The sequence below is a fragment of the Pseudomonas sp. RIT288 genome (assembly GCF_000631985.1).
Taxonomy (GTDB): domain Bacteria; phylum Pseudomonadota; class Gammaproteobacteria; order Pseudomonadales; family Pseudomonadaceae; genus Aquipseudomonas.
Map to the genome: position 1 here is coordinate 98,014 of NZ_JFYN01000008.1, position 23,310 is coordinate 121,323.

Below are 23,310 nucleotides of genomic sequence, written 5' to 3' on the forward strand. Positions count from 1 at the left end.
TCCGACTAGCCCCTCAAGCAGAAACGAAAATTCGCACCATTTTTAGTCCAGATTCCCCTTCACTCCGAGGATTTTTCAGACATCGCCAACCCGCAGGCCTGTTTTACAGTGGCACGCACCAACCACTGACAAGCATCAGCAAAAGAGGCAGGAACATGCAACGGAATGCGACAACCCGCTACCCCATCCTTTTGGTCCATGGCCTGTTCGGGTTTGACCGTATTGGCCGTTTCGAGCTTTTTCATGATGTCAAGCAAGCGCTGAGAGAGGCAGGCGGACAAGTGTTTGTGCCGCAGCTGTCTGCGGCACATGACAACGAAGTACGCGGCCAGCAATTGATGTCGCAGATCGAACGCGTTCTGCAAGGAACAGGTGCCGGCAAGGTCAACCTGATCGGACATAGCCAGGGCGCGTTGGCCTGTCGTTACGCCGCTGCGCTGGCGCCGGAAAAAATCGCTTCGGTCACCTCGGTCAGCGGCCCCAACCACGGCTCGGAACTCGCTGACGCATTGCGCCGCGCATTGATTCCAGGGAGTCTGCCGGAGCAGGTGGCGGAACAACTGGCAAGCCGATTCGCGGATCTCCTGTCGCTGCTCAGTGGTCAACATGCCCTGCCACAGAAAGCCGTCGCGGCACTCAACGCTCTGACGACCACAGGCGTCGGCCAATTCAACAGAAAGTACCCGCAAGGCCTGCCCGCGACCTGGGGCGGTCAGGGTGCGGAGCGGGTCAACGGCGTTCATTACTACTCCTGGAGCGGCACGCTGCAAGACGATTTGCTACAGACACTCGATCCGGTACATGCCGTCTGCCGGGCATTGGCGGGCCATTTTGTCATCGAGACCGGGCAGAACGATGGTTTCGTCGGCCGCTACAGCTCACATCTGGGCCGGGTCATCCGCTCCGACTATCCCCTCAATCACCTCGCCAGCCTGCGTCGACCAGACGGCTTGCGTAAACCCGGTATTGATTCCATCGGACTCTATGTTGAGCACGCAATCCGCCTGAAGGCCGCGCAACTGTAGGTATACGTCAATGTACCGAGTGGAACTTTGCCGAGAAATCGCTTACTGAATCCGGTAGGCTCCACACTTTACTGAAATAGATTGGAGAATTTCCCCATGGCTAAAGCCACTGCCCGCCACATCCTGGTTTCCAGCGAAGACAAGTGCAACGAACTCAAGGCCCAGATCGAAGGCGGTGCTGATTTCGCCGAAGTCGCCAAGGCCAACTCCAGCTGCCCATCCAGCCGTCAGGGCGGTGATCTGGGTTCGTTCGGTCCAGGCCAGATGGTCAAGGAATTCGATACCGTGGTATTCAGCGCGCCGATCAACGTCGTGCAAGGCCCGGTGAAGACCCAGTTCGGTTATCACCTGCTCGAAGTCACCAGCCGCCAGGACTGATCCCGCGTCCGGTCTGCTGTGCAACGGCCCGCCTTTTGGTGGGCCGTTGTGTTTTGGTTACAGGATACGGCTGGCGACTGACGCGCCGCTCGCGTACAAATTGCGCTTATCGATCACCCGGCTTTAAGGCTGACAATGCGACTGGCTTTCCCGACTTTGCTGTTCACTGCCGTGGCCCTGCTGTTGGGTGCCGCTGGTGTGAACGCCACCCCGCAACATGCGTTGACCGTCTATGGCGAACCTGCCAAATACCCGGCCGGCTTCAGCCACTTCGACTACACCAATCCGCAGGCGCCCAAGGGGGGCACCATGCGCCGTTCGGCGATAGAAATCGGGCATTTCGATCACATCCTGCCTTATATAGACAAAGGCATCGGCGTCACCCAGATCGACGGCATGCTGTACTCGCCGCTGGCCCAGCGTTCGATGGACGAGCCTTACACCGTCTACGGCCTGGTGGCGCAAAAGATGGAGCGCTCGGAGGATGGCCTGTCGCTGCGCTTCTTCATAAATCCCAAGGCGCGTTTCGCCGACGGCAAGCCGATCACTGCCGAGGACGTGCGCTACACCTATGACCTGTTGATGACCCAGGGCAGCCTGCGCTATCGAACGCAGTTCGCCGACGTCAAAGGCGTGGAAGTGGAAGCGCCGCTGACCGTCCGATTCGATTTCAAGAGCAACGAGAACCGCACCTTGCCGCTGGACATCGCCACCCTGCCGGTATTCCCCGAGCACTGGTGGAAAACCCGCGACTTCGCCGGCGGTGGTGGCTATGAACCACCACTGGGCAGTGGCCCATATCGGGTCGGCAAGGTCGACTCCGGGCGCAGCATCACCTTTGAGCGCAACCCCGACTGGTGGGGCAAGGATCTGCCGGTCAGTCGCGGCCTGTACAACTTCGATCACTTCAGCATCGAGTATTTCGGCGACACCGATGTCGCACGCCAGGTGTTGCGCGGCGGTGCCTATGACTACAACCGCGAGTTTTCCGCCACCGGCTATTCGATCGGTTACGACAGCCCTGCGCTGAGTGACGGTCGTTTGCAGAAAGCCCACCTGGCCACCGAGGCGCCGCAATCGGCTCAGGGTTTCGTGTTCAATCTGCAGAAACCGATGTTTCAGGATCGTCGGGTGCGCCAGGCGCTGGCGATGCTCTGGGATTTCGAGTGGAGCAACCGGCAGATGATGCGCAACATGTACATCCGCCAGCAGAGCTATTTCTCCAATACCGCACTGGCCGCCCGCGAGTTGCCGGATGCCGCCGAACTGAAAATCCTCGAGCCGTTGCGCGGGCAGGTTCCCGGCGAGGTCTTCACTCAGGTTTTCGAGGCGCCGAAAACCGATGGCAGCGGACTGATCCGCGACAAGCAACTGCAAGCCCTGCAACTGCTCGAACAGGCTGGCTGGAAACCCGAGGGCGACCAACTGGTCAATGCCGAGGGCGAACCGTTGAGTTTCACCTTTCTGGTCAGCCAGAACGGTATGGATCGCCTGCTCCTGCCTTACAAACGCACGCTGAAACAGATCGGCATCGACCTGAATATCCGCCGCATCGACTCTTCGCAATACGTCAATCGCCTGATGAGCCGCGACTACGACATGATCGTCACCGGCTACCCGGTCAGCACGTCTCCGGGTGGCGAGTTGCTCAACTACTTCGGTTCGATTTCGGCCAACGACCCCGGCGCCAACAACTACATGGTGCTGAAAAATCCGGCAGTCGACACATTGATCAATGGCCTGATCCGCGCCTCGACCCAGAGCGACATGCTGCACTACGCACACGCGCTGGATCGGGTGTTGCAATGGAACTACTACTGGATTCCCAACTATTACCCGCCGGGCACCTCCACCGTCTGGTGGAACCGTTTCGGCATGCCGGCGATCCAGGCCAGCAATGACGAAGCCATCGAGAGCTGGTGGGAAATCAGCAGCACGCCATTGACCAACCAGCAGATGACCGCCGAAAAAATCGGGCGTGGCAGACCCGGAGGACCGCACTGATGTGGGCATACATTCTGCGGCGCCTGCTGCTGATCATTCCGACGCTGGTGATTATCCTGCTGGTCAATTTCGTGATCATCCAGGCGGCACCCGGCGGCCCGGTCGAACAGGCTATCGCCCACCTGCAAGGGATCGGCGGAGCGAGTGTCGGCGGCAGTTCCAGCGAGACCATGAGCAACACTTCGCGTGCCAGCCGTGGCCTCGATCCGCAACTGATCAAGGACATCGAAAAGCAATACGGTTTCGACAAACCGGCGCATGAACGCCTGTGGCTGATGCTCAAGAACTACGCGCAGCTGGACTTCGGCAAAAGCTTTTTCCGCGGCGCGACGGTCACCGATCTGATTCTGGAAAAAATGCCGGTGACCATTTCCCTGGGCTTATGGGCGACGCTGATCACCTATCTGGTGTCGATCCCGCTGGGCATCCGCAAGGCCGTGCATCACGGCAGCCATTTCGACATCTGGAGCAGCACCGCGATCATCATCGGCTATGCGATGCCGGCGTTTCTGTTTGCGATGTTTCTGATCGTGGTGTTTGCCGGTGGCACGTCATTGAACTGGTTTCCGGTGCGCGGACTGGTCTCGGACAACTTCGAATCGCTGTCGACCCTGGGCAAGATTGCCGATTACTTCTGGCACCTGGTGTTGCCGGTGACGGCCCTGGTGATCGGCGGCTTCGCCACGTTGACGATCCTCACCAAGAACTCGTTCCTCAATGAAATCACCCGCCAGTACGTGGTCACCGCTCGCGCCAAAGGCCTGAGCGAACGCCGCGTGCTTTATGGTCATGTGTTCCGCAACGCGATGCTGCTGGTGGTCTCGGGGATTCCGCAGGCGTTCATCAGTGTGTTCTTTGCCGGTTCGCTGCTGATCGAAGTGATCTTCTCTCTCGACGGCCTCGGCCGCATGAGTTACGAAGCGGCGGTTTCCCGGGACTATCCGGTGGTGTTCGGCTCGCTGTTCATCTTCACCCTCTTCGGCCTCCTGATAAAACTGATCGGCGACTTGTGCTACACCCTGGTCGACCCCCGTATCGACTTCGCCGCGAGGAATGCCTGATGTTCAAGCTCTCGCCTCTGGGCCGTCGCCGTTTTGCGCGATTCAAGAAAAACCGCCGTGGCTGGTGGTCGCTGTGGCTGTTTATCGGACTGTTCGTGGTGACGCTGGGCGGTGAACTCATCGCCAATGACAAACCGCTGATGGTCAGCTATCAGAACCAACTCTACTTCCCGGTCTTCAAGCGCTACACCGAGCAGGAGTTTGGCGGGCAACTGCCATTCCAGGCCGATTACCGCAGTGACTATGTGCAGAATCTGATCCGCAAGGACGGTGGCTGGCTGCTGTTCCCGCCAATCCCGTTCAGCGACGACACACCCAATTACGACCTCAATCAGCCAGCACCGAGCCCGCCCTCCAAGGTCAACTGGCTCGGCACTGACGATCAGGCGCGTGATGTGTTGGCGCGGGTGATTTTCGGTGCCCGGGTATCGATCCTGTTTGCTCTGATGCTGACCGCCGTCAGCGCGCTGATCGGCATTGCCGCCGGCGCCCTGCAAGGCTATTACGGCGGTTGGGTCGATCTGCTCGGGCAGCGTTTGCTGGAGGTCTGGAGCGGATTGCCGGTGCTGTACCTGCTGATCATCCTGTCCGGTTTCGTCGAGCCGAATTTCTGGTGGCTGCTGGGGATCATGGCGCTGTTTTCATGGCTGGCACTGGTGGATGTGGTGCGCGCCGAGTTCCTGCGCGGGCGTAATCTGGAATACGTCAAAGCGGCGCGCGCTTTGGGCCTGAGCGACCGCAAGGTGATTTTCCGCCACATCCTGCCGAATGCGATGAACGCGACGCTGAGTTACCTGCCGTTCATTCTGACCGGCGCGATTTCCACCCTCACCGCTCTCGACTTCCTCGGTTTCGGCATGCCCGCCGGCAGCGCTTCGCTGGGCGAACTGATTGGTCAGGGCAAGCAGAACCTGCAAGCGCCGTGGCTCGGGCTGACGGCGTTCTTCACCCTGGCGCTGATTCTTTCTTTACTGGTGTTCATCGGCGAAGCGTTACGTGACGCGTTCGACCCTCGATCCTGAAGTGTGACCATGACTGATAACCTGATCGAAATCCGTGACCTGAACGTCGCCTTCCATGGCCAGCCGGCAGTGCGCAACCTGTGCCTGGACATCCGCCCCGGCGAGTGCCTGGCGCTGGTCGGCGAGTCGGGCTCGGGCAAATCGGTGACCGCGCATTCGATCCTGCAGTTGCTCCCCGAAGGCGATGCGCAAACCAGTGGCAGCATTCGCTATCGCGGTCAGGAGCTGATCGGTACCGATCCGAAGGTGCTGCGTGAACTGCGCGGCAACCGGATCGCGATGATCTTCCAGGAACCGATGACCTCGCTCAATCCGCTGCACACCATTGAAAAACAGATCGGCGAGACGCTTCTCGTGCATCGCGGCCTGGGCGGTAAAGCGGCGCAGCAGCGCATTCTTGAACTGCTGGAACTGGTGGGCATCCAGAAGCCCAAAGAGCGCCTCAAGGCCTATCCGCATCAACTGTCCGGCGGCCAGCGGCAACGGGTGATGATTGCCATGGCGCTGGCTTGCGAGCCGGAACTGCTGATCGCTGACGAGCCGACCACGGCACTGGATGTGACGGTGCAGCGCAAGATCCTGCTGCTGCTCAAATCCTTGCAACAACGCTTGGGCATGTCGCTGCTGCTGATCAGTCACGACCTCAATCTGGTGCGCAGCATTGCGCAACGGGTGTGCGTGATGAAGGCTGGCGAAATCGTCGAGCAAGCCCCGTGCGAAATCCTCTTTACCGAACCGAAACACCCTTACAGCTGCGTGCTGCTCAACGCCGAGCCGGAAGGCGAAGCCCTGCCCCGGGACGAACGCGAGAACGTGCTGGAGGTGGATGATCTGCGGGTCGAGTTCGTCGTCGGCGGCGGGCTGTTCCAGCGCAAAGAATATTTGCGCGCGGTGGACGGCATCAGCCTGAATATCCAGCGCGGCAAAACCCTGGGCATTGTCGGTGAGTCCGGTTCGGGCAAGTCGACCCTGGGCCAGGCGATTCTGCGGTTGCTCGACTCCGAGGGCAGTATCCGTTTCCAGGGCACCGCCCTCGACGGCCTTGATCAGAAGCAATTGCGACCGTGGCGTCGGCAAATGCAGGTGGTGTTTCAGGACCCGTTCGGCAGCCTCAGTCCACGGATGTCGGTGGCGCAGATCATCAGCGAAGGGCTGGAGGTGCATTGCCAGTCCAGCGCCGAAGAGTGCGATGCACAGGTGATCCGCGTGCTCAAGGAAGTCGGTCTCGACCCGCAAAGCCGTCATCGCTACCCGCACGAATTTTCCGGCGGCCAGCGCCAGCGCATCGCCATCGCCCGGGCACTGGTGCTGAAACCGGCGCTGATCCTGCTCGACGAACCGACGTCGGCCCTCGACCGTACCGTGCAGAAACAAGTGGTCGCCCTGCTCCGCGACCTTCAGGAAAGACATGGCCTGACCTACCTGTTCATCAGCCACGACCTGGCGGTGGTGCGGGCGCTGGCGCATGACATGATCGTGATCAAGGACGGCAAAGTGGTTGAGCGCGGTGCCAGCCATGAAGTGTTCGACTCGCCGCAGCATCCTTACACCAAAGAGCTGTTGGCGGCGGCGCATCCGGGGTAGGCATAATCTGGCGCATGCCTTGATACCGAGTAGCATCTATCGCGAGCAGGCTCACTCCTACATTTGAAATGCGTTCCATTGTAGGAGTGAGCCTGCTCGCGATGGCGTCGCCAAAGCCGAAAGATATTCAGGATCTGTCAGATGAACACCACCGAAAGCCTCAAGGACTACCAACGCGTTCGCACGCTGGCGATCCGCTCGCTGTTCGAGATTATCGAGCAGTCCAGCGAGGGCACGGTGATTGTCGATCGTGATGCAAACATCGTCTGGATGAACGAGCGCTATGCCCGGCGTTTTGGGCTGGAGTCGGCGAAAAAAGCCATCGGCAAACCTTGCGAAAGCGTGATTCCCGGCAGCCTGCTGCGTGAAGTGGTGCGCACCGGCCGGCCGATCCTGCTGGACATGCAGGACACGCCGAAAGAGCCGCTGGTGGTGATGCGCCTGCCGATCCACGACGATGCCGGCGCGGTGATCGGCGCCATCGGGTTTGCCCTGTTCGATGAATTGCGCAGCCTGTCGCCGATGCTCAAGCGCTACCTGAGCATGCAGGAAGAGCTGGCCTCGACCCGCTCGCTGCTGCGAGCCCGGCAGACCAAATACAACTTCGCCCATTTCATCGGCACCAGCAGCGCCAGCCTCGAAGTCAAACGCCGCGCCCGCCGCAGTGCGAGCGCCGAATCTCCCGTGTTGCTGCTCGGCGAAACCGGCACCGGCAAGGAGTTGCTAGCCCAGGCGATTCACAGCGCCTCGCCACGGGCGCACAAGGCGTTCGTCAGCATCAACAGCGCGGCAATTCCCGAAGCGCTGCTGGAAGCCGAATTCTTCGGTACTGCCCCCGGTGCGTTTACCGGCGCCGACCGCAAGGGCCGCACCGGCAAGTTGCAGATTGCTCAGGGCGGCACGCTGTTTCTCGATGAGATCGGCGACATGCCGTTGCCGCTGCAAAGCAAACTGCTGCGGGTGCTGCAGGAAAAGGAGTTCGAACCGGTCGGCTCCAACGACGTGATCCAGAGCGATGTGCGAGTGATCGCCGCGACTTCGACTGATCTGCAGGCCGCGATCAAGCGCGGTGAGTTCCGCGCCGATCTGTATTACCGTCTCAACGTGCTGCCGATCCAGGTGCCGCCGCTGCGCGAACGTCTCGACGATCTGCCGGCGCTCAGCGAAGCAATCCTTGAAGAGTTGCGCAGCCAGCATGAGCTGAGTCGCGCAGCGCTGGAATTGCTTGGACAACATGCGTGGCCGGGCAACATCCGTGAGTTGCGCAACGTGCTGGAACGCGCGGCGCTGCTCAGCGATGACCTGATCCTTACCGAAGAGGATATTCGCGCGGCCATCGGCACCTTTACCCCGGTTGAGCGCCCGTCGGTGTCGACACTGGAACCGTTGACGAACGAGACTTTCGCCCAGGCGCGTCAGCGGTTTGACCGGCAGCTGATCGAATCTGCTCTCGCGCAATGTGCGGGCAATGTGCCGAAGGCGGCGGCTCGTCTGGGGTTGGGGCGGTCGACGTTGTACAAGAAGATGTTGGTCTTGGGCATCGCCGAGTCTCAATAATGAGACGCTGTCTTGCTAACGAGATTTTAATGTCAAGAGCAAAAGATCGCAGCCTTCGGCAGCTCCTACAGGGTTGATCTGGAAATTCCATGCAGTAGCTGCCGAAGGCTGCGATCTTTTCGCCCCAAAGAAGTCTCTCTATCGAGACAGTCCATCGAACAGCTGACTGCAAATACCAATAAACCCCTTAATTTTCAATGCGTTACAAAACTGGCACGCATCTCGCTATCGCTACCTCCTACCTAGCAACACCCACAAAAATAACAATCCCTGGAGACACTCCATGAGTGTGATCATTGCCTTGGCAGCCCTCGCGCTGCTGATGCTCGCCGCCTACCGTGGCTACAGCGTCATCCTCTTCGCCCCGATTGCCGCCCTCGGCGCTGTCCTGCTCACTGACCCCTCTGCCGTCGCCCCTGCTTTCACCGGGGTGTTCATGGAGAAAATGGTCGGTTTCATCAAACTGTATTTTCCGGTGTTCCTGCTCGGCGCCGTGTTCGGCAAGTTGATCGAATTGTCGGGGTTCTCCCGTTCGATCGTGGCCGCAGCGATTCGCTTGCTCGGCACCCGTCAGGCGATGCTGGTGATCGTGCTGGTCTGCGCCCTGCTCACCTACGGCGGCGTGTCGTTGTTCGTGGTGGTGTTTGCGGTGTATCCGTTTGCCGCCGAGATGTTCCGCCAGAGCAATATCCCCAAGCGCCTGATCCCGGCGACCATCGCCCTTGGTGCGTTCTCGTTCACCATGGACGCCCTGCCCGGCACGCCGCAGATTCAAAACATCATCCCCAGCACCTTCTTCAACACCACCGCGTGGGCGGCGCCGTGGCTGGGGGTGATCGGCACGATTTTCGTGTTCTGCGCCGGCATGCTGTTCCTGCAGCGCCAACGCAACAAGGCCCAGCGCGCCGGCGAAGGTTATGGCACCGAGTTGCGTAACGAGCCGGAAACGGCCGAAGACCTGAAACTACCGAACCCATGGCTCGCCCTGTCGCCGCTGCTGGCGGTGGGCATCATGAACCTGCTGTTCACCCAGTGGATTCCGCAGTGGTACGGCAAGACCCACACCCTTTCATTGCCGGGAATGGCCACGCCGGTGACCACGGAAATCGCCAAGCTCACGGCGATCTGGGCGGTGCAGGCGGCATTGCTGATCGGCATCCTGATGGTGCTGGTGTTCGGCTTCAAGGCGATTCGCAGCAAACTCGCCGAAGGCAGCAAAAGCGCGGTCAGCGGCGCACTGCTGGCGGCGATGAACACCGCCTCGGAATACGGTTTCGGTGCGGTAATCGCTTCGTTGCCGGGCTTTCTGGTGCTGGCCGACTGGCTCAAGCAAATCCCCAATCCGCTGGTCAACGAAGCGATCACCGTGACCCTGCTGGCGGGTATCACCGGCTCGGCGTCGGGCGGCATGAGCATCGCGCTGGCGGCGATGTCCGAGCAGTTCATCGCGGCGGCGCACGCGGCAAACATTCCGCTGGAAGTGCTGCACCGCGTGGCAGCGATGGCCAGCGGCGGCATGGACACGCTGCCGCACAATGGCGCGGTAATCACCCTGCTGGCAGTGACCGGCCTGACCCACCGCGAAGCCTATAAAGACATTTTCTGTATTACGCTGATCAAGACCCTGGCGGTCTTTGTAGTGATCGGCACTTTCTACGCCACTGGCATTGTGTGAGGTATTCATGACGACTCTTTCGGGCAAGACCGCACTGGTTACCGGTTCCACCAGCGGCATCGGTCTGGGCATCGCCCTGAGCCTGGCCAAGGCCGGCGCCAATCTGATTCTCAACGGTTTCGGTGATGCCTCGAGGGTGATCGCCGAAGTCGGCCAGTTCGGCGGCAAGGTCGGTCATCATCCGGCGGACGTCAGCGATCCGGCGCAGATTGCCGAGATGATCGCTTACGCCGAACGCGAATTCGGTGGCGTCGACATTCTGGTCAACAACGCCGGGATTCAGCATGTGGCGGCCGTGGAGGAGTTTCCGGTGGAGCGCTGGGACTCGATCATCGCGATCAACCTATCATCGGTGTTCCACAGCACCCGCCTGAGCCTGCCGGGCATGCGCGCCAAGGGTTGGGGACGAATCGTCAATATTGCCTCGGTGCATGGTCAGGTGGGATCGACCGGTAAAGCCGCGTATGTCGCGGCCAAGCATGGGGTGATCGGCTTGACCAAAGTGGTTGGCCTGGAAACGGCTACCAGCAATGTCACTTGCAACGCGATCTGCCCGGGCTGGGTATTGACGCCGCTGGTGCAGAAACAGATCGATGATCGCGCCGCCAAAGGCGTCGATCCGCAGCAGGCGCAGCATGATTTGCTGGCGGAGAAGCAGCCGTCACTGGAGTTCGTCACGCCGCAGCATCTGGGGGAATTGGTGTTGTTTTTGTGCAGCGAGGCTGGCAACCAGGTGCGCGGGGCGGCGTGGAATATTGATGGGGGCTGGTTGGCGCAATAATGCTGCGCCCTTGTGGGAGCGAGCCTGCTCGCGAAAGCGGTGTATCAGCCAACATCAATGTTGAATGCAATTCCGCTATCGCGAGCAGGCTCACTCCTACAAGTGATGTGTCATGAACAACACAACAAGAGGCAAACCAATGTCCGACCTCCTCTGGCAACCCGATGCCGAGCGTATCGCCCAATCGCGGATGGATCAGTTCCGCCGCGATATCAATCAGCGTCATGGCCTGGCGCTGAGCAGCTACACCGACCTGCACCGCTGGAGCGTGGATCAGCGCGAAGCGTTCTGGCAGGCGATCGTCGACTTCTTCGATATCCGCTTTCACACCCAGCCCGACGCCGTCCTGCGAGAAGGCGCGCAAATGCCCAGTGCCGAATGGTTTCCCGGCGCTACCCTGAATTTTGCCGAACACCTGCTGCGCCGTCGTGACGATGCTGTTGCAGTGATCGCCGTGGCGGAAAACGGTCAGCGCGAACAGCTGACCTGGGCCGAACTGGCCGAGCACGTCGCCGGTTTTCAGGCCAGCCTGCAAGCCGCCGGTGTCGGCCTCGGCGACCGCGTGGCCGCGTGCATGCCCAACACCTGGCAGACCCTGGTGGCGATGCTCGCGACCACCAGCCTCGGCGCGATCTGGTCGTGCTCGTCGCCGGACTTCGGCACCCACGGCGTGATCGACCGTTTCGGCCAGATCGAACCCAAAGTGTTGATCACCTGCGCCGGTTACCGTTACGCCGGCAAAGACATCGACCAGACCACCAAGGTCAACGAAATCCTCGCGCAACTGCCATCGCTGCAGCAGTTGATCATAGTGCCCTACGCTCGTGCGCAGGCTCGTGCCGAGGATTACCAAACCCACGCCAACGTGACGTTGTGGGACGATTTCTACCAACCCGGCGGCGAACCGCGTTTTGTCCCGGTGCCGTTCAATCACCCGTTGTACGTGTTGTATTCCAGCGGCACCACCGGCGTGCCGAAATGCATCGTGCACAGCACCGGCGGCGTGCTGCTGCAGCATGCCAAGGAGCACGGACTGCACGTCGATCTCGGCCCCGGTGATCGGTTGTTCTACTACACCACCTGCGGCTGGATGATGTGGAACTGGCTGGTCTCGGCCCTCACGGTCGGCAGCGCGGTGGTGCTGTATGACGGCTCGCCGTTTCACCCCGGCCATGAGCGACTGCTGGATCTGATCGACGACGAGCGCATCAGCGTCTTCGGCACCAGCCCCAAGTTTCTCGCGACACTGGAAAGCAGCGGTTTGAAGCCTGCGCACAGCCATGATCTGAGTAGCCTGAAGACCTTGCTCTGCACCGGTTCCGCGCTGTCGCCGCAGAGCTTTGACTTCGTCTACCGCGACTTCAAGCGCGATGTGTGCCTGGCGTCGATGTCCGGCGGCACCGATGTGGTGTCGTGCTTCGTCAATGGCAACCCGATGTCGCCCGTGCGCCGAGGCGAGATCATGGGCAAGAGTCTGGGCATGGCGGTTGAAGTGTGGAACGACGCCGGCGTTGCCGTGATCGGCGAAAAAGGCGAACTGGTCTGCACCCGGCACTTCCCTGCCATGCCCGTCGGTCTGTGGCACGACGCTGACGGCGAAAAGCTGCGCAAATCCTATTTCAGCCTGTTCCCCGGTGTCTGGGCCCAGGGCGACTATGCCGAGCAATTGCCCCACGGCGGGATGCTGATCCACGGCCGCTCCGACGCCGTGCTCAACCCCGGCGGCGTGCGTATTGGCACGGCAGAAATCTATCGTCAGGTCGAGAAAGTCCCGCAGGTGCTGGACAGCGTGGCGATCGGGCAGCAATGGCAGGGCGATGTGCGGGTGGTGCTGTTTGTCCGTCTGCAGGATGGCGTGACGCTGGATGACGCCCTGCAACAGCAGATCCGCCAAGTGATCCGCGCCAACACCACGCCGCGCCACGTGCCGGCGAAGATCGTCGCTGTGACCGATATTCCGCGCACCATCAGCGGCAAGGTGGTGGAACTCGCGGTGCGCAATGTGGTGCATGGCGAGCCAGTGAAAAATACCGATGCGTTGGCCAATCCTAAGACATTGGAGCAGTTCCGCAATCGCCCGGAACTGTCGGATTAACCTTGATCCCCTGTAGGAGCCAGCCTGCTGGCGATGGCGGCGCATCTGTTGATATTTGCATGGATGACACTCCGCTATCGCCAGCAGGCTGGCTCCTACAGGGAACCGGTGTTCAGTCCATCAGGCCCCAATCGCCTGATGTTGTGGGTGCGGGCGCCGGCCCCGCCTCGGCGTGCAGCTTCAAACGCAGGCGCAGATTGTTCTGCGAATCGGCATGTTTGAGCGCTTCGTCTTCACTGATCACGCCCTCCACCACCAGCCCGTAAAGCGCCGCGTCGAAGGTCTGCATGCCGACCTCGCCGGACTTCTCCATGATGCCTTTGAGTTCGCCCAACTCGTTGCGCCGGATCAGGTCGGCGATGGTCGGGGTGCCGAGCATCACTTCGACCGCCGCCCGGCGCTGACCGTCCACAGTGCGCACCAGCCGTTGCGAGACGAACGCCTTGAGATTGTTGCCCAGCGCATGCAGCAACTGCGGGCGGCGCTCTTCGGGGAACAGATTGACGATACGGTCCAGCGCCTGATTGGCGTTGTGTGCATGCAACGTCGACAGCACCAGGTGCCCGGTGTCGGCGAACGTCAGCGCATGTTCCATGGTTTCGCGGTCACGGATCTCGCCGATCAGCACCACGTCAGGAGCCTGGCGCAGGGTGTTTTTCAGCGCCGCATGGAAACTGCGGGTATCGACGCCGACTTCGCGTTGATTGATGATCGAGCGCTGGTGTCGATGGATATACTCCACCGGGTCTTCGATGGTGATGATGTGCCCGCTGCTATGGCGATTGCGGTGATCGATCAGCGCGGCCAGCGAGGTGGATTTACCGGAGTCGGTGGCGCCAACGAACAGGATCAGACCCTGTTTGAGCATCACTGTTTCCAGCAGCACCGGCGGCAGTTTGAGGTCTTCGAAGCGCGGGATATCGAGTTTGACGTTGCGGATCACGATCGATACGTCATTGCGTTGTTTGAAGACGTTCACCCGAAAACGCCCGATGCCCGTACGGGAAATCGCCAGGTTCATTTCCAGATCCCGATCGAACTCGCGCCGCTGCTCGGCGTCCATCAAGGTGTTGGCGATGGCCTCGACTTCACCGGGCTTGAACGGCCGCTCGCTGAACGGCGTCAGCACGCCATCGATGCGCGCACTGGGTGGCGCTCCCGTGGACAGGAACAGGTCAGAGCCGTGCTGGCTCGACAGACGGAGCAACAGTGCATCGATTTCCATGGCAAAAAGCACCCGCGAAGCATTCAATGAATAGAAATGACCCGCTGTCGTGACGTAACGGGTCATACAGCGTCTACCGCAAGTGCAAGAATAGTAGATGCCAACGCACTGACCGACGCTCAGGATACATGTGATGAACGCAACACCCTCCCCCGATGACGCCCAAGCCCTGATCGCCCGTACCGACTGGAGTCGCACTCCGCTGGGCGCTGCCGGCACCTGGCCACAAAGCCTGCGCACCGCGGTGGACATCGTAATTCACTCGCCGATGCCGATGCTGCTGTTGTGGGGGCCGCAGCTCACGCAGATCTACAACAATGGCTTTGCGATGCTCGCCGGGAGCAAGCATCCGCACGCTTTCGGACAGCCGGCGCACCTTATATGGCCAGAACTTCAGGACTTTACCGACCCGATTTATCGAGCCGTCCTACAAGGCCAGGTGCGAACCTACAGCGAACGGCGATTTACCCTGCAACGCGAAGGCATAGAGTCCGACTTCTGGCTGGACCTGACCTACAGCCCCATCCGTGATGAAAACACGCAGGTGGCGGGGATTCTGGTAACGGCCATCGAAACCAACGAACGCCGACGCATCGCCCTCGAATTGCAACGCCGTTCCGAAGAAAGCCTCAAAGCCCAGCGCGATACCGAAGAACGCCTGCAACTGGCGCTGGCCGCCACCGATGCGGTCGGCACCTGGGACTGGGACATCGGCGAAGACCGCTTCATCGCCGACGCCCATTTCGCGCAATTGCACGGCATCGATCCGGCACAGGCCGGCCAGTTGCCGATCAGCGACTACCTGCAAGGCGTGCACCCCGAAGACCGCGCGCTGATCGCCCGCAGCATCAAGCACTGCATCACCCACGGCACCGAATACGCCGAGGAATATCGCCTGCTGAAAGCCGACGGCGAACTGCGCTGGGTGTTTGCCCGGGGCCGCTGTTACAAGGATCACCACGGGCGACCGGTGCGCTTCCTCGGCGCCGCGCTGGACCTGACCGAGCGCAAGCACACCGAGCAGGCGCTGCGTCAGAGCCAGACGGAATTGCAGCTGATCATCAATGCAATGCCGATCCTCATCAGTTACGTCGACCACGAAGAGCGCTTCCGCCTGAACAACGCCGCGTATCTGGACTGGTACGGCCTGACGCCACAGGAACTGTATGGCCGCACCATTCGCGAAGTGATTGGCGAAGAAGCCTACTTTCTGCGCGCGCCCTATATTGCCGAGGCGCTGGCCGGGCGGCCCTGCTCGTTCAGCCTGTACACCCCGCATCGCGACGGCAGCAGCCGGCATGCGCTGATGAATTACCTGCCGCGCCACGGTGCCGACGGCTCAGTCAATGGCTTCTATATTTTCGTGATCGACGAATCCGAACGGAAGAAGACCGAAGAAGCGCTGCGCAATCTCAATGAAACCCTGGAGGAACGGGTCAGCGCCCGTACCGAACAACTGGCCCAGGCCAATCAACGTCTGCAGAACGAGATGTTCGAACGCGAGCGCGCCGAAGACGCGTTGCGCCATGCGCAGAAGATGGAAGCGGTCGGCCAGCTCACCGGCGGTATCGCCCACGACTTCAACAACATGCTCACCGGAATCATCGGCAGCCTCGATCTGATGCAACGCTACATCGCCGACGGCCGTGCCGATGAAATCGGCCGTTTCACCGAAGCGGCGGTGTCGTCGGCCAACCGAGCGGCCGCGCTGACCCATCGCTTGCTGGCGTTCTCGCGTCGGCAGTCGCTGGACCGCAAGACTCTCAACGTCAACGAGCTGATTCATTCGCTGGAGGATTTGATCCGCCGCACCAAGGGCGACCCGATCGAACTCACGCTGCGCCTGGCCGACAATGTCTGGCCGATCAGTACCGACGTCAGCCAACTGGAAAATGCCCTGCTCAACCTGGTGATCAACGCCCGCGACGCCATGCCCGAAGGCGGCGAGCTGCTGATCGAGACCGCCAACGTCTACCTCGACGGCAACGACATCACCACCCTCGAACCGGTCAAGGCCGGCGACTACCTGATGCTCGCGGTCAGCGATAACGGCACCGGCATGACGCCATCGGTGCGCGCCAAGGCGTTCGATCCATTCTTCACCACCAAACCGATCGGCCAGGGCACCGGGCTGGGGCTGTCGATGATTTATGGCTTCGCCCAGCAGTCGGGCGGCCATGTCAGCCTCGACAGCCTGCCGAATCAGGGCACCTGTGTGCGCTTGTATCTGCCGCGCCTGAACCTGCTGGAGCCCGAACGGCCGGTCGTCGAAACCCTCAGTGCCGCGCCGACGGCCACTTGCGGGGAAACCGTGGTGGTGGTTGAGGATGACCCGGCGGTGCGCATGCTGGTGCTCGATCTGCTCAAGGAGCTGGGTTACCTCGCCCACGAAGCCGCCGACGCCAGCGCCGCCCTGCCGCTGCTGGAATCGGAGCTGCGTGTGGATCTGCTGGTGACCGATGTCGGCCTGCCGGGGATGAACGGCCGGCAACTGGCGGAAATTGCCCGCCAGCATCGTCCGGGCCTGAAAGTGCTGTTCATGACCGGTTACGCGCAGAAAGCCGCCGAGCGTCAGGGCTTTCTGGAGGATGGCATGGACATGGTGGCCAAGCCGTTTTCGATTGAAGTGCTGGCCAACAAGATCCGCGAGATGATCAACCAAACGCCGTCACTTGAGGCATAATCCCGCGCCCCGCCGTCACCCCGTTACAGGTATCGCACGATGAAAGCCCAAGCCCGCCATATTCTGGTGAAAACCGCCGAAGAGGCCGAACAGCTCAAACAACGCATTGCCAAGGGCGAAGCGTTCGATGTGCTGGCGAAGAAATACTCGACCTGCCCGTCCGGCAAGCGCGGCGGTGATCTGGGTGAAGTGCGGCCGGGGCAGATGGTCGGCGCGATTGATGCGGTGATCTTCAAGAAGCCGCTGCGTACGGTACATGGGCCGATCAAGAGCAAGTTCGGCTATCACCTGGTGCAGGTGTTTTTCCGCGATTGACCTGTTTCCACTGTTTCGCTGTAGGAGCTGCCGAAGGCTGCGATCTTTTGATCTTGAAAAAGCAAAATCAAAAGATCGCAGCCTGCGGCAGCTCCTACAGGGATAGTCGTCAGCCCTTAGGGATCAACGCCCCCGGGAACTGGATGACCCGACTCGCCAGCCAATGCCCCGCCTGCGCCGCCTCGACCGGACTGCCCCCCAGCAAACGCCTGGCCAGATACGCCGCACTGAACGAATCCCCCGCCGCCGTCGTATCCACCACCTTCTCGACCTGCTGCGCAGGCACTTCGAACGCCTCGCCATCACAACGAATCAGACACGCCTCGGCGCCGCGCTTGAGCACCACTTCTGGCGTGCCGATCTGCGCGTACGCCTCGAACACTGCGTCGCAATCGGCAAAATGGAACAGCGCCTGTTCGTCATCCACGGTCAGCAACGCCAGATCGACATGCGGCAGCACGCTGCGATACGCCGCCCGCGCCTCTTCCGGTGAGGCCCAGAGGCGTGGTCGATAGTTGTTGTCGAAGACGATCCGCGCATCGCGCTGGCGGGCTTCGATCAGGGTCTGGATCAAGCGTTCGCGGCCCTTGGCCCCCAGCACCGCGAGGGTGATGCCGCTGAAATACAACACGTCGTAGTCCGGTAGCGCCGCCAGAATCGGCTCGGCCGCTGGGGTGGTAAAACAATCGCGCACCGCCGCTTCATTGCGCCAGTAGAGGAACCGCCGTTCACCGTTGGCGTCGGTCTGGATGCAGTACAGGCCCGGCAAACGACCGGGCAGACGCTGCACGAGATCCAGGCCAATGCCTTCATCGGCCCAGCTCTGGCACATGGCGTCGCTGAAGCTGTCGTCGCCGAGCGCGGTGACGTAATCGACCCGGGCCTTGTCGCCGAGCGCGCGGGACAGGTACACCGCGGTGTTCAAGGTATCGCCGCCGAAGCTTTGCTGCAGGCTGCCATCGGCGCGGTGCTGGAGTTCGATCATGCATTCGCCGATCAGGGCGATGCGTGGGGTGTTCGGGCCTAGGGGGCTGAGGCTGGTCATCGGGTGTGTCTCTGGTTGATCGTTGGTGTCTGGACTGGCGCCTTCGCGAGCAGGCTCACTCCCACAATTTGGAAGGCGTTCCCCTGTGGGAGCGAGCCTGCTCGCGAATGGCCGCGACTCGGTCTCAAGCCCTAGAAACAGGTCTCCATGCTCTCGACCACCATCAACTCCTCATCCACCAGCAAACCCACCCGCCATTTGTCGAAGGTCAGGCACGGGTGCGAAGTACCAAAGGAAATGATGTCGCCCACCCGCAACTCAACCCCAGGCGCCACGCTCATGAACGCATGCTGGTCCATCACCGCCGTCACCTTGCACGCGCCGACATCGTCGCCCTCCGCCGGCAACACACCGGCCTTGTAGCGCAGTAACGGCACCGGCAGGCCGGCATCGAACGCCACGTCGCGCTTGCCGAGGGCGATCACCGCAAAACCCGGCTCCGGCAGTGACTGCACGTGGGCCCAGACTTCCAGCGCCGGACGCAGGCCTTCGTGCAGATCGCTGCGACGATCCAGCACGCAGCACTGCGCTTCCTTGTAGATGCCATGGTCGTGGGCGACATAACTGCCTGGACGCAGCACGCTGAGGAAGCGTCCGCTCGCGCTCTGCGCTTCGAACGACTCGGCGATCAGGTCGTACCACGCCGAACCCGATGCGGTGATGATCGGCTTGGCAATGGCAAACGCGCCGCTGTCCTGCAACTGCACCGCCAGGCGCACCAGCGACGCGGCAAACTCACGAATGCCGCTGACCGCGTGATCGCCGTGGATCACCCCTTCGTAACCCTCGATACCGGTCAGGGCCAGCGCCGGTTGCGCGTTGATCGTCTGGGCCAGCGCGATGACTTCCTGCTCGCTGCGGCAACCGCAGCGGCCACCGACCACGCCGTACTCGATCATCACGTTCAACTTCACGCCGCGCGAGGCGAAGTAGGCACCGAGATCGGCGACGTTGTCCGGGTGATCGACCATGCAGTAGAAATCGAAATCGGCATCGGCCAGCAGATCGGCAATCAGTGCCATGTTCGGCGTGCCGACCAGTTGGTTGGCCATCAACACCCGGCGCACGCCGTGGGCATACGCGGCGCGGGTCTGGGTGGCGCTGGCAAGGGTGATGCCCCACGCCCCGGCATCGAGCTGACGCTGGAACAGCGCCGGGGTCATGCTGGTCTTGCCGTGGGGCGCGAGCTCGGCGCCGCTGTCGCTGACGAATTTCTGCATCCAGCGAATGTTGTGCTCCAGCGCCTCGCGGTGCAGCACCAGCGCCGGCAGGCTGACGTCACGCACAAGGTGTGCGCCAATGGCAGCATCGCCCTTTTCCACAGCGGTATTGATGGCAGTCGTCATGGTCAAACTCCTCGCATTCAGTCGCGGCCGCAGGCAGCCGCCGTTATTCGTTGATGCGCCGGGCGAGGCTGTTGGCGCTCTCGATCAACACCCGGCGATAGTCGTCATAATTGTTCTTCGCGTCGGCCCGTGGGGCGACGATGCACAAGGTGCAGATGGCCACGCCGCCGGGGTCTTTCACCGGAGCGGCAAAGCAATGGGTGAAGGTGTCGGCCACGCTGTCGAACGAGAAGAAACCGTCGATGCCGGCCTGGCGGATCTCCGCCAGAAAGCGCTCCAGCGGCAGGCGCTCGCCGTCGGGCAGGATGTAGTCGTCTTCGTCGATCAGGTCGATGATTTGTTGATCACTCAGGTGCGCCAGCAGCAGGCGTCCGGACGCGGTCCACGGGATCGGCGCGTTTTCGCCGATGTCGGACGAAATGCGGAAATGCCGCTCGCCCTCCTTCATCAGCGCCACCGTGTATTTGCGCCCGTTGAGCAGACACATCTGCGCGGTTTCCCGGGTCTGGCTGACGATTTCCTGCAAGGCGTGATCGGCCTCGCGACTGAGGTCGAAATGGCGCAAGTGCGCCTGCCCGAGGAAATACAACTGACGCCCGAGATAGACGTGACCGTCCTTGCCCACCGGCTCCAGAATCCGTCGTTCCAGCAGCGACGCCACCAGTTCGTAGACCGTGGATTTCGGGCTGCCGATACCGTTGGCGATGTCGTTCGGACGCAGCGGCTGGCCGATCTCCTTGAGGAAATCGAGGATATCGAACGCCCGGTCCAGACCGCGGGCCCGGCGTTTGATGGTGTCTTCGGTCATGTCAGTACTCACTCAAAATTCCTGTGCAGGAGCTGCCGCAGACTGCGATCTTTTGATCTCAGCGTTGTGGCGTATCTGAAATTGCCAAAAGATCGCAGCCTTCGGCAGCTCCTACAAGAGCCAGCGAGAATCAGGCTTTTTTCTTGTAGGCGATGCAATCGATCTCGACCTTGCAATCGACCATCATGCTCGCCTGCACACAGGCCCGTGCCGGAGCGTGCTCAGGCTTGAAGTACTCACCGAAAACCTTGTTGAAACTGCTGAAATCCCGCGGGTCGTCCAGCCATACCCCGGCACGCACCACATCCTCCAGACCATAACCGGCCTCTTCGAGAATCGCGATCAGGTTCTTCATGGTCTGGTGGGTCTGTTCGACGATGCCGCCAACGATGATCTCGCCATCCACCGCCGGCACCTGGCCGGACACGTGCAGCCAGCCATCCGCTTCAACGGCGCGCGCGAAAGGACGTGGCTGACCGCCAGCGGCCGTGCTGCCGGTGCCGTATCGAGTAATGCTCATGGGTACTTCTCCTGATTACAAAGCAAAAATTAGAACCGCGTGCTCTTGAGAAACTCAGCCAGACGCGGCGATTGCGGGCGTTCGAACAGTTCCTTGGGAGGCCCCTGTTCTTCGATACGCCCCTGATTCATGAAAACGATCTTGTCCGAAACCTCGAAGGCAAAACGCATTTCGTGGGTCACCAGCAACATGGTCATGCCGTCTTCGGCCAGGCCCTTGATCACGCTCAACACCTCGCCGACCAGTTCCGGGTCGAGGGCCGAAGTGACTTCGTCGAACAGCATCAGGCTGGGGTTCATCGCAATCGCCCGGGCAATCGCCACACGCTGTTGCTGCCCGCCGGACAACTGCCCGGGAAAGTGATTGCGCCGCTCCAGCAGGCCGACCCGCTCCAGCCATTTCTCGGCCAGCACCACGGCTTCGTCCTTGTGCATTTTCTTTACCTTGAGCAGACCGAGGGTGACGTTCTGCAAGGCGGTCAGATGCGGGAACAGGTTGAATTGCTGGAAGGCCATGCCGGTCATCGCGCGATGGCGGGCGATGACTTTTTCGGCGTGACGCACACGTTTACCGCCGACCTCGTCATAGCCGATGGACTCGCCGTCGAGCAGGATCTGCCCGCCCTGAAACTCTTCGAGCATGTTCACGCAGCGCAGCAAGGTGGTCTTGCCCGAACCGCTGGAGCCGATCAGCGTCACGACGTTGCCGCGCTGCATGCTCAGGTCGACGCCCTTGAGCACTTCGACTGCGCCGTACTGCTTGTGCAGGCCACGGATGTCCAGCAGCGGCTGACCGTGCTGAACGTTGGAAACTTGAGCTTGAGTCATGGCAGGGCCACCCGTTTTTCAATGTGCCGGCCGAGTAATTCGATGCCGTAGTTGATGACGAAGAACAGAAAACCGGCGAACAGGTAAAACTCCAGGGTCATGAAGGTTCGGGCGATGATCTGTTGGGTGCTGAGCAGCAATTCGGCAACGCCGATCACCGAGAGCAAGGTCGAAGCCTTGACGATTTCGGTGGACGAGTTGACCCAGGTCGGCAGGATTTGCCGCAACGCCTGGGGCAACAGCACGTAACCGAGTGATTGATAAAACGTCAGGCCGATCGCCTTGCTCGCTTCCATCTGCCCGCGCGGCAATGCCTGCAAGGCACCGCGCACAATCTCGGCGACGTGCGAGCCGCAAAACAGCGTCAGGCCCAGCGCACCAGCCTGAAACGCGCTGATCTGCCAGCCCAGCGCAGGCGCCATATAGAAGCAGGCCAGCACCAATACAAACACCGGCGTGCCGCGAATAATGTCGACATAAAAGCGGAACGGCGCGCGCATCCAGAACTTGCCGTAAGTCAGCACCAGCCCGGTGACGACGCCGAGCAGCGTGCCGAACAGAATCGCCAGCGCCGATACCTGGACACTGGTCAGGAAACCTTGCAGCAACGTCTCGCGCGCCACCCACAATTCATGCAACCAACTGGAAGATTCGTACATGGCAGCCTCCTATCGGCGGATCGCCAGACGCTGCTCGAGGTAACGCAGCAGCATGGCAATGAGGTAACAGGCCGCGACATACAACGCCGTGGTCACCAGCCAGGTTTCGATCACCCGGTAGCTCTCGACGTTGATCTTGCGCGCGTAATAAGTCAGCTCCGGCACCGCAATCGCGGCGGCCAGCGAGGTGTCCTTAAACAGCGAGATGAAGTTGTTCGACAGCGCCGGCAACACATTGCGCAGCATTACCGGCACGGTGACGTAGGCCTTGACCTGCCACTCACCGAGACCGATCGCCAGCCCGGCTTCGCGCTGGCCTTTGGGAATGCTCAGCAAGCCGCCACGGAACACTTCGGTCAGATAGGCACCGGCATACAGCGACAAAGTGATGATGAACGACGGGATCTTGTCCAGACGGATCCCCAGGCCCGGCAAGGCAAAGTAGATCAACAGAATCAACACCAGAATCGGCGTATTACGCACCACCGTGACGTACACCGAGGCCAGCACCCGCAAGGCGCGATGCTTCGAGAGCAAGGCAAACGCCATCAGCAGGCCGATCACGCAGCCGATGGCGATCGACACCAGCGCCAGTTCAAGGCCCAGACCGAGCCCCGCCAGCAAGGTGTCGAAGTCGCGCCACACGGCAGCAAAGTTCAACTGATAGTTCATGGTCAGCAGTACCTTGAGCGGGGCGCGC

Annotated in this window: 20 protein-coding genes; 12 read left to right on the top strand and 8 right to left on the bottom strand. The window is 61.1% G+C overall.

Annotated elements, in window-relative coordinates; genetic code table 11:
* Positions 1 to 155 precede the first annotated feature (155 nt).
* The 10 genes from BW33_RS09525 to BW33_RS09570 all read left to right on the top strand — a co-directional run bounded on the left by BW33_RS09525 (position 156) and on the right by BW33_RS09570 (position 13,182).
* The gene (locus BW33_RS09525) at positions 156 to 1,025 is read left to right on the top strand and encodes an esterase/lipase family protein (protein WP_047598562.1); all 870 of its coding nucleotides are present in this window, start codon (positions 156 to 158) and stop codon (positions 1,023 to 1,025) included.
* A gap of 96 nt (positions 1,026 to 1,121) precedes the next feature.
* Entirely contained in the window at positions 1,122 to 1,403 is a 282-nt protein-coding gene (locus tag BW33_RS09530; RefSeq protein WP_039758565.1) for a peptidylprolyl isomerase, read from the top strand.
* A 135-nt stretch (positions 1,404 to 1,538) separates the two neighbouring features.
* Positions 1,539 to 3,407: an extracellular solute-binding protein gene (locus BW33_RS09535; RefSeq protein WP_047598564.1), complete on the top strand. Its 1,869-nt coding sequence runs from the start codon at positions 1,539 to 1,541 to the stop codon at positions 3,405 to 3,407.
* A complete protein-coding gene (locus BW33_RS09540) occupies positions 3,407 to 4,468 on the top strand; it encodes a microcin C ABC transporter permease YejB (protein ID WP_027612667.1) in 1,062 nt (353 codons plus the stop codon). Before BW33_RS09535 ends, BW33_RS09540 begins: the two co-directional genes overlap by 1 nt.
* Complete coding sequence (locus tag BW33_RS09545; protein WP_047598566.1) at positions 4,468 to 5,490, top strand: ABC transporter permease; 1,023 nt, start codon at positions 4,468 to 4,470, stop codon at positions 5,488 to 5,490. The genes BW33_RS09540 and BW33_RS09545 overlap by 1 nt, the downstream gene beginning before the upstream one ends.
* 9 nt (positions 5,491 to 5,499) lie before the next feature.
* Positions 5,500 to 7,074, top strand: a complete 1,575-nt coding sequence (locus BW33_RS09550) for an ABC transporter ATP-binding protein (protein WP_047598567.1) — start codon at positions 5,500 to 5,502, stop codon at positions 7,072 to 7,074.
* 141 nt (positions 7,075 to 7,215) lie between these two features.
* Positions 7,216 to 8,631 carry a sigma-54 interaction domain-containing protein gene (locus BW33_RS09555; protein ID WP_047598568.1) on the top strand — a complete coding sequence of 472 codons (1,416 nt, stop codon included), beginning with the start codon at positions 7,216 to 7,218 and terminating at the stop codon, positions 8,629 to 8,631.
* 283 nt (positions 8,632 to 8,914) lie between these two features.
* A complete protein-coding gene (locus tag BW33_RS09560; protein WP_047598569.1) occupies positions 8,915 to 10,306 on the top strand; it encodes a GntP family permease in 1,392 nt (463 codons plus the stop codon).
* Between the two features lie 7 nt (positions 10,307 to 10,313).
* A complete protein-coding gene (gene hbdH / locus BW33_RS09565; RefSeq protein ID WP_047598571.1) occupies positions 10,314 to 11,087 on the top strand; it encodes a 3-hydroxybutyrate dehydrogenase in 774 nt (257 codons plus the stop codon).
* 139 nt (positions 11,088 to 11,226) lie between these two features.
* Complete coding sequence (locus BW33_RS09570) at positions 11,227 to 13,182, top strand: acetoacetate--CoA ligase (protein ID WP_047598572.1); 1,956 nt, start codon at positions 11,227 to 11,229, stop codon at positions 13,180 to 13,182.
* A gap of 112 nt (positions 13,183 to 13,294) precedes the next feature.
* Here BW33_RS09570 and BW33_RS09575 read toward each other — a convergent pair whose 3' ends face one another.
* Positions 13,295 to 14,407: a PilT/PilU family type 4a pilus ATPase gene (locus BW33_RS09575; RefSeq protein WP_047598573.1), complete on the bottom strand. Its 1,113-nt coding sequence runs from the start codon at positions 14,405 to 14,407 to the stop codon at positions 13,295 to 13,297.
* 133 nt (positions 14,408 to 14,540) lie between these two features.
* Between BW33_RS09575 and BW33_RS09580 the strand changes: the two genes are divergently transcribed.
* Together BW33_RS09580 and BW33_RS09585 are read left to right on the top strand one after the other, a co-directional pair.
* Positions 14,541 to 17,090: a PAS domain-containing hybrid sensor histidine kinase/response regulator gene (locus BW33_RS09580; protein WP_047598574.1), complete on the top strand. Its 2,550-nt coding sequence runs from the start codon at positions 14,541 to 14,543 to the stop codon at positions 17,088 to 17,090.
* 39 nt (positions 17,091 to 17,129) lie between these two features.
* Positions 17,130 to 17,405: a peptidylprolyl isomerase gene (locus BW33_RS09585; RefSeq protein ID WP_003225447.1), complete on the top strand. Its 276-nt coding sequence runs from the start codon at positions 17,130 to 17,132 to the stop codon at positions 17,403 to 17,405.
* A 109-nt stretch (positions 17,406 to 17,514) separates the two neighbouring features.
* Here BW33_RS09585 and BW33_RS09590 read toward each other — a convergent pair whose 3' ends face one another.
* The 7 genes from BW33_RS09590 to BW33_RS09620 all read right to left on the bottom strand — a co-directional run bounded on the left by BW33_RS09590 (position 17,515) and on the right by BW33_RS09620 (position 23,282).
* A complete protein-coding gene (locus BW33_RS09590; RefSeq protein ID WP_047598575.1) occupies positions 17,515 to 18,450 on the bottom strand; it encodes a sugar kinase in 936 nt (311 codons plus the stop codon).
* A 131-nt stretch (positions 18,451 to 18,581) separates the two neighbouring features.
* Complete coding sequence (locus tag BW33_RS09595) at positions 18,582 to 19,796, bottom strand: amino acid deaminase (protein ID WP_047598576.1); 1,215 nt, start codon at positions 19,794 to 19,796, stop codon at positions 18,582 to 18,584.
* Positions 19,797 to 19,839: 43 nt separating this feature from the next.
* Positions 19,840 to 20,604, bottom strand: a complete 765-nt coding sequence (locus BW33_RS09600) for an IclR family transcriptional regulator (RefSeq protein ID WP_047598577.1) — start codon at positions 20,602 to 20,604, stop codon at positions 19,840 to 19,842.
* A gap of 130 nt (positions 20,605 to 20,734) precedes the next feature.
* Positions 20,735 to 21,124 (bottom strand): RidA family protein, encoded by a 390-nt coding sequence (locus tag BW33_RS09605; RefSeq protein ID WP_007912330.1) that lies wholly within the window; start codon positions 21,122 to 21,124, stop codon positions 20,735 to 20,737.
* A 29-nt stretch (positions 21,125 to 21,153) separates the two neighbouring features.
* The gene (locus BW33_RS09610; RefSeq protein WP_047598578.1) at positions 21,154 to 21,951 is read right to left on the bottom strand and encodes an amino acid ABC transporter ATP-binding protein; all 798 of its coding nucleotides are present in this window, start codon (positions 21,949 to 21,951) and stop codon (positions 21,154 to 21,156) included.
* On the bottom strand, positions 21,948 to 22,610 hold the full coding sequence (locus tag BW33_RS09615; protein ID WP_047598579.1) for an amino acid ABC transporter permease: 663 nt from the start codon (positions 22,608 to 22,610) through the stop codon (positions 21,948 to 21,950). Before BW33_RS09615 ends, BW33_RS09610 begins: the two co-directional genes overlap by 4 nt.
* A gap of 9 nt (positions 22,611 to 22,619) precedes the next feature.
* Positions 22,620 to 23,282, bottom strand: a complete 663-nt coding sequence (locus BW33_RS09620) for an amino acid ABC transporter permease (RefSeq protein ID WP_047598580.1) — start codon at positions 23,280 to 23,282, stop codon at positions 22,620 to 22,622.
* Positions 23,283 to 23,310 lie beyond the last annotated feature (28 nt).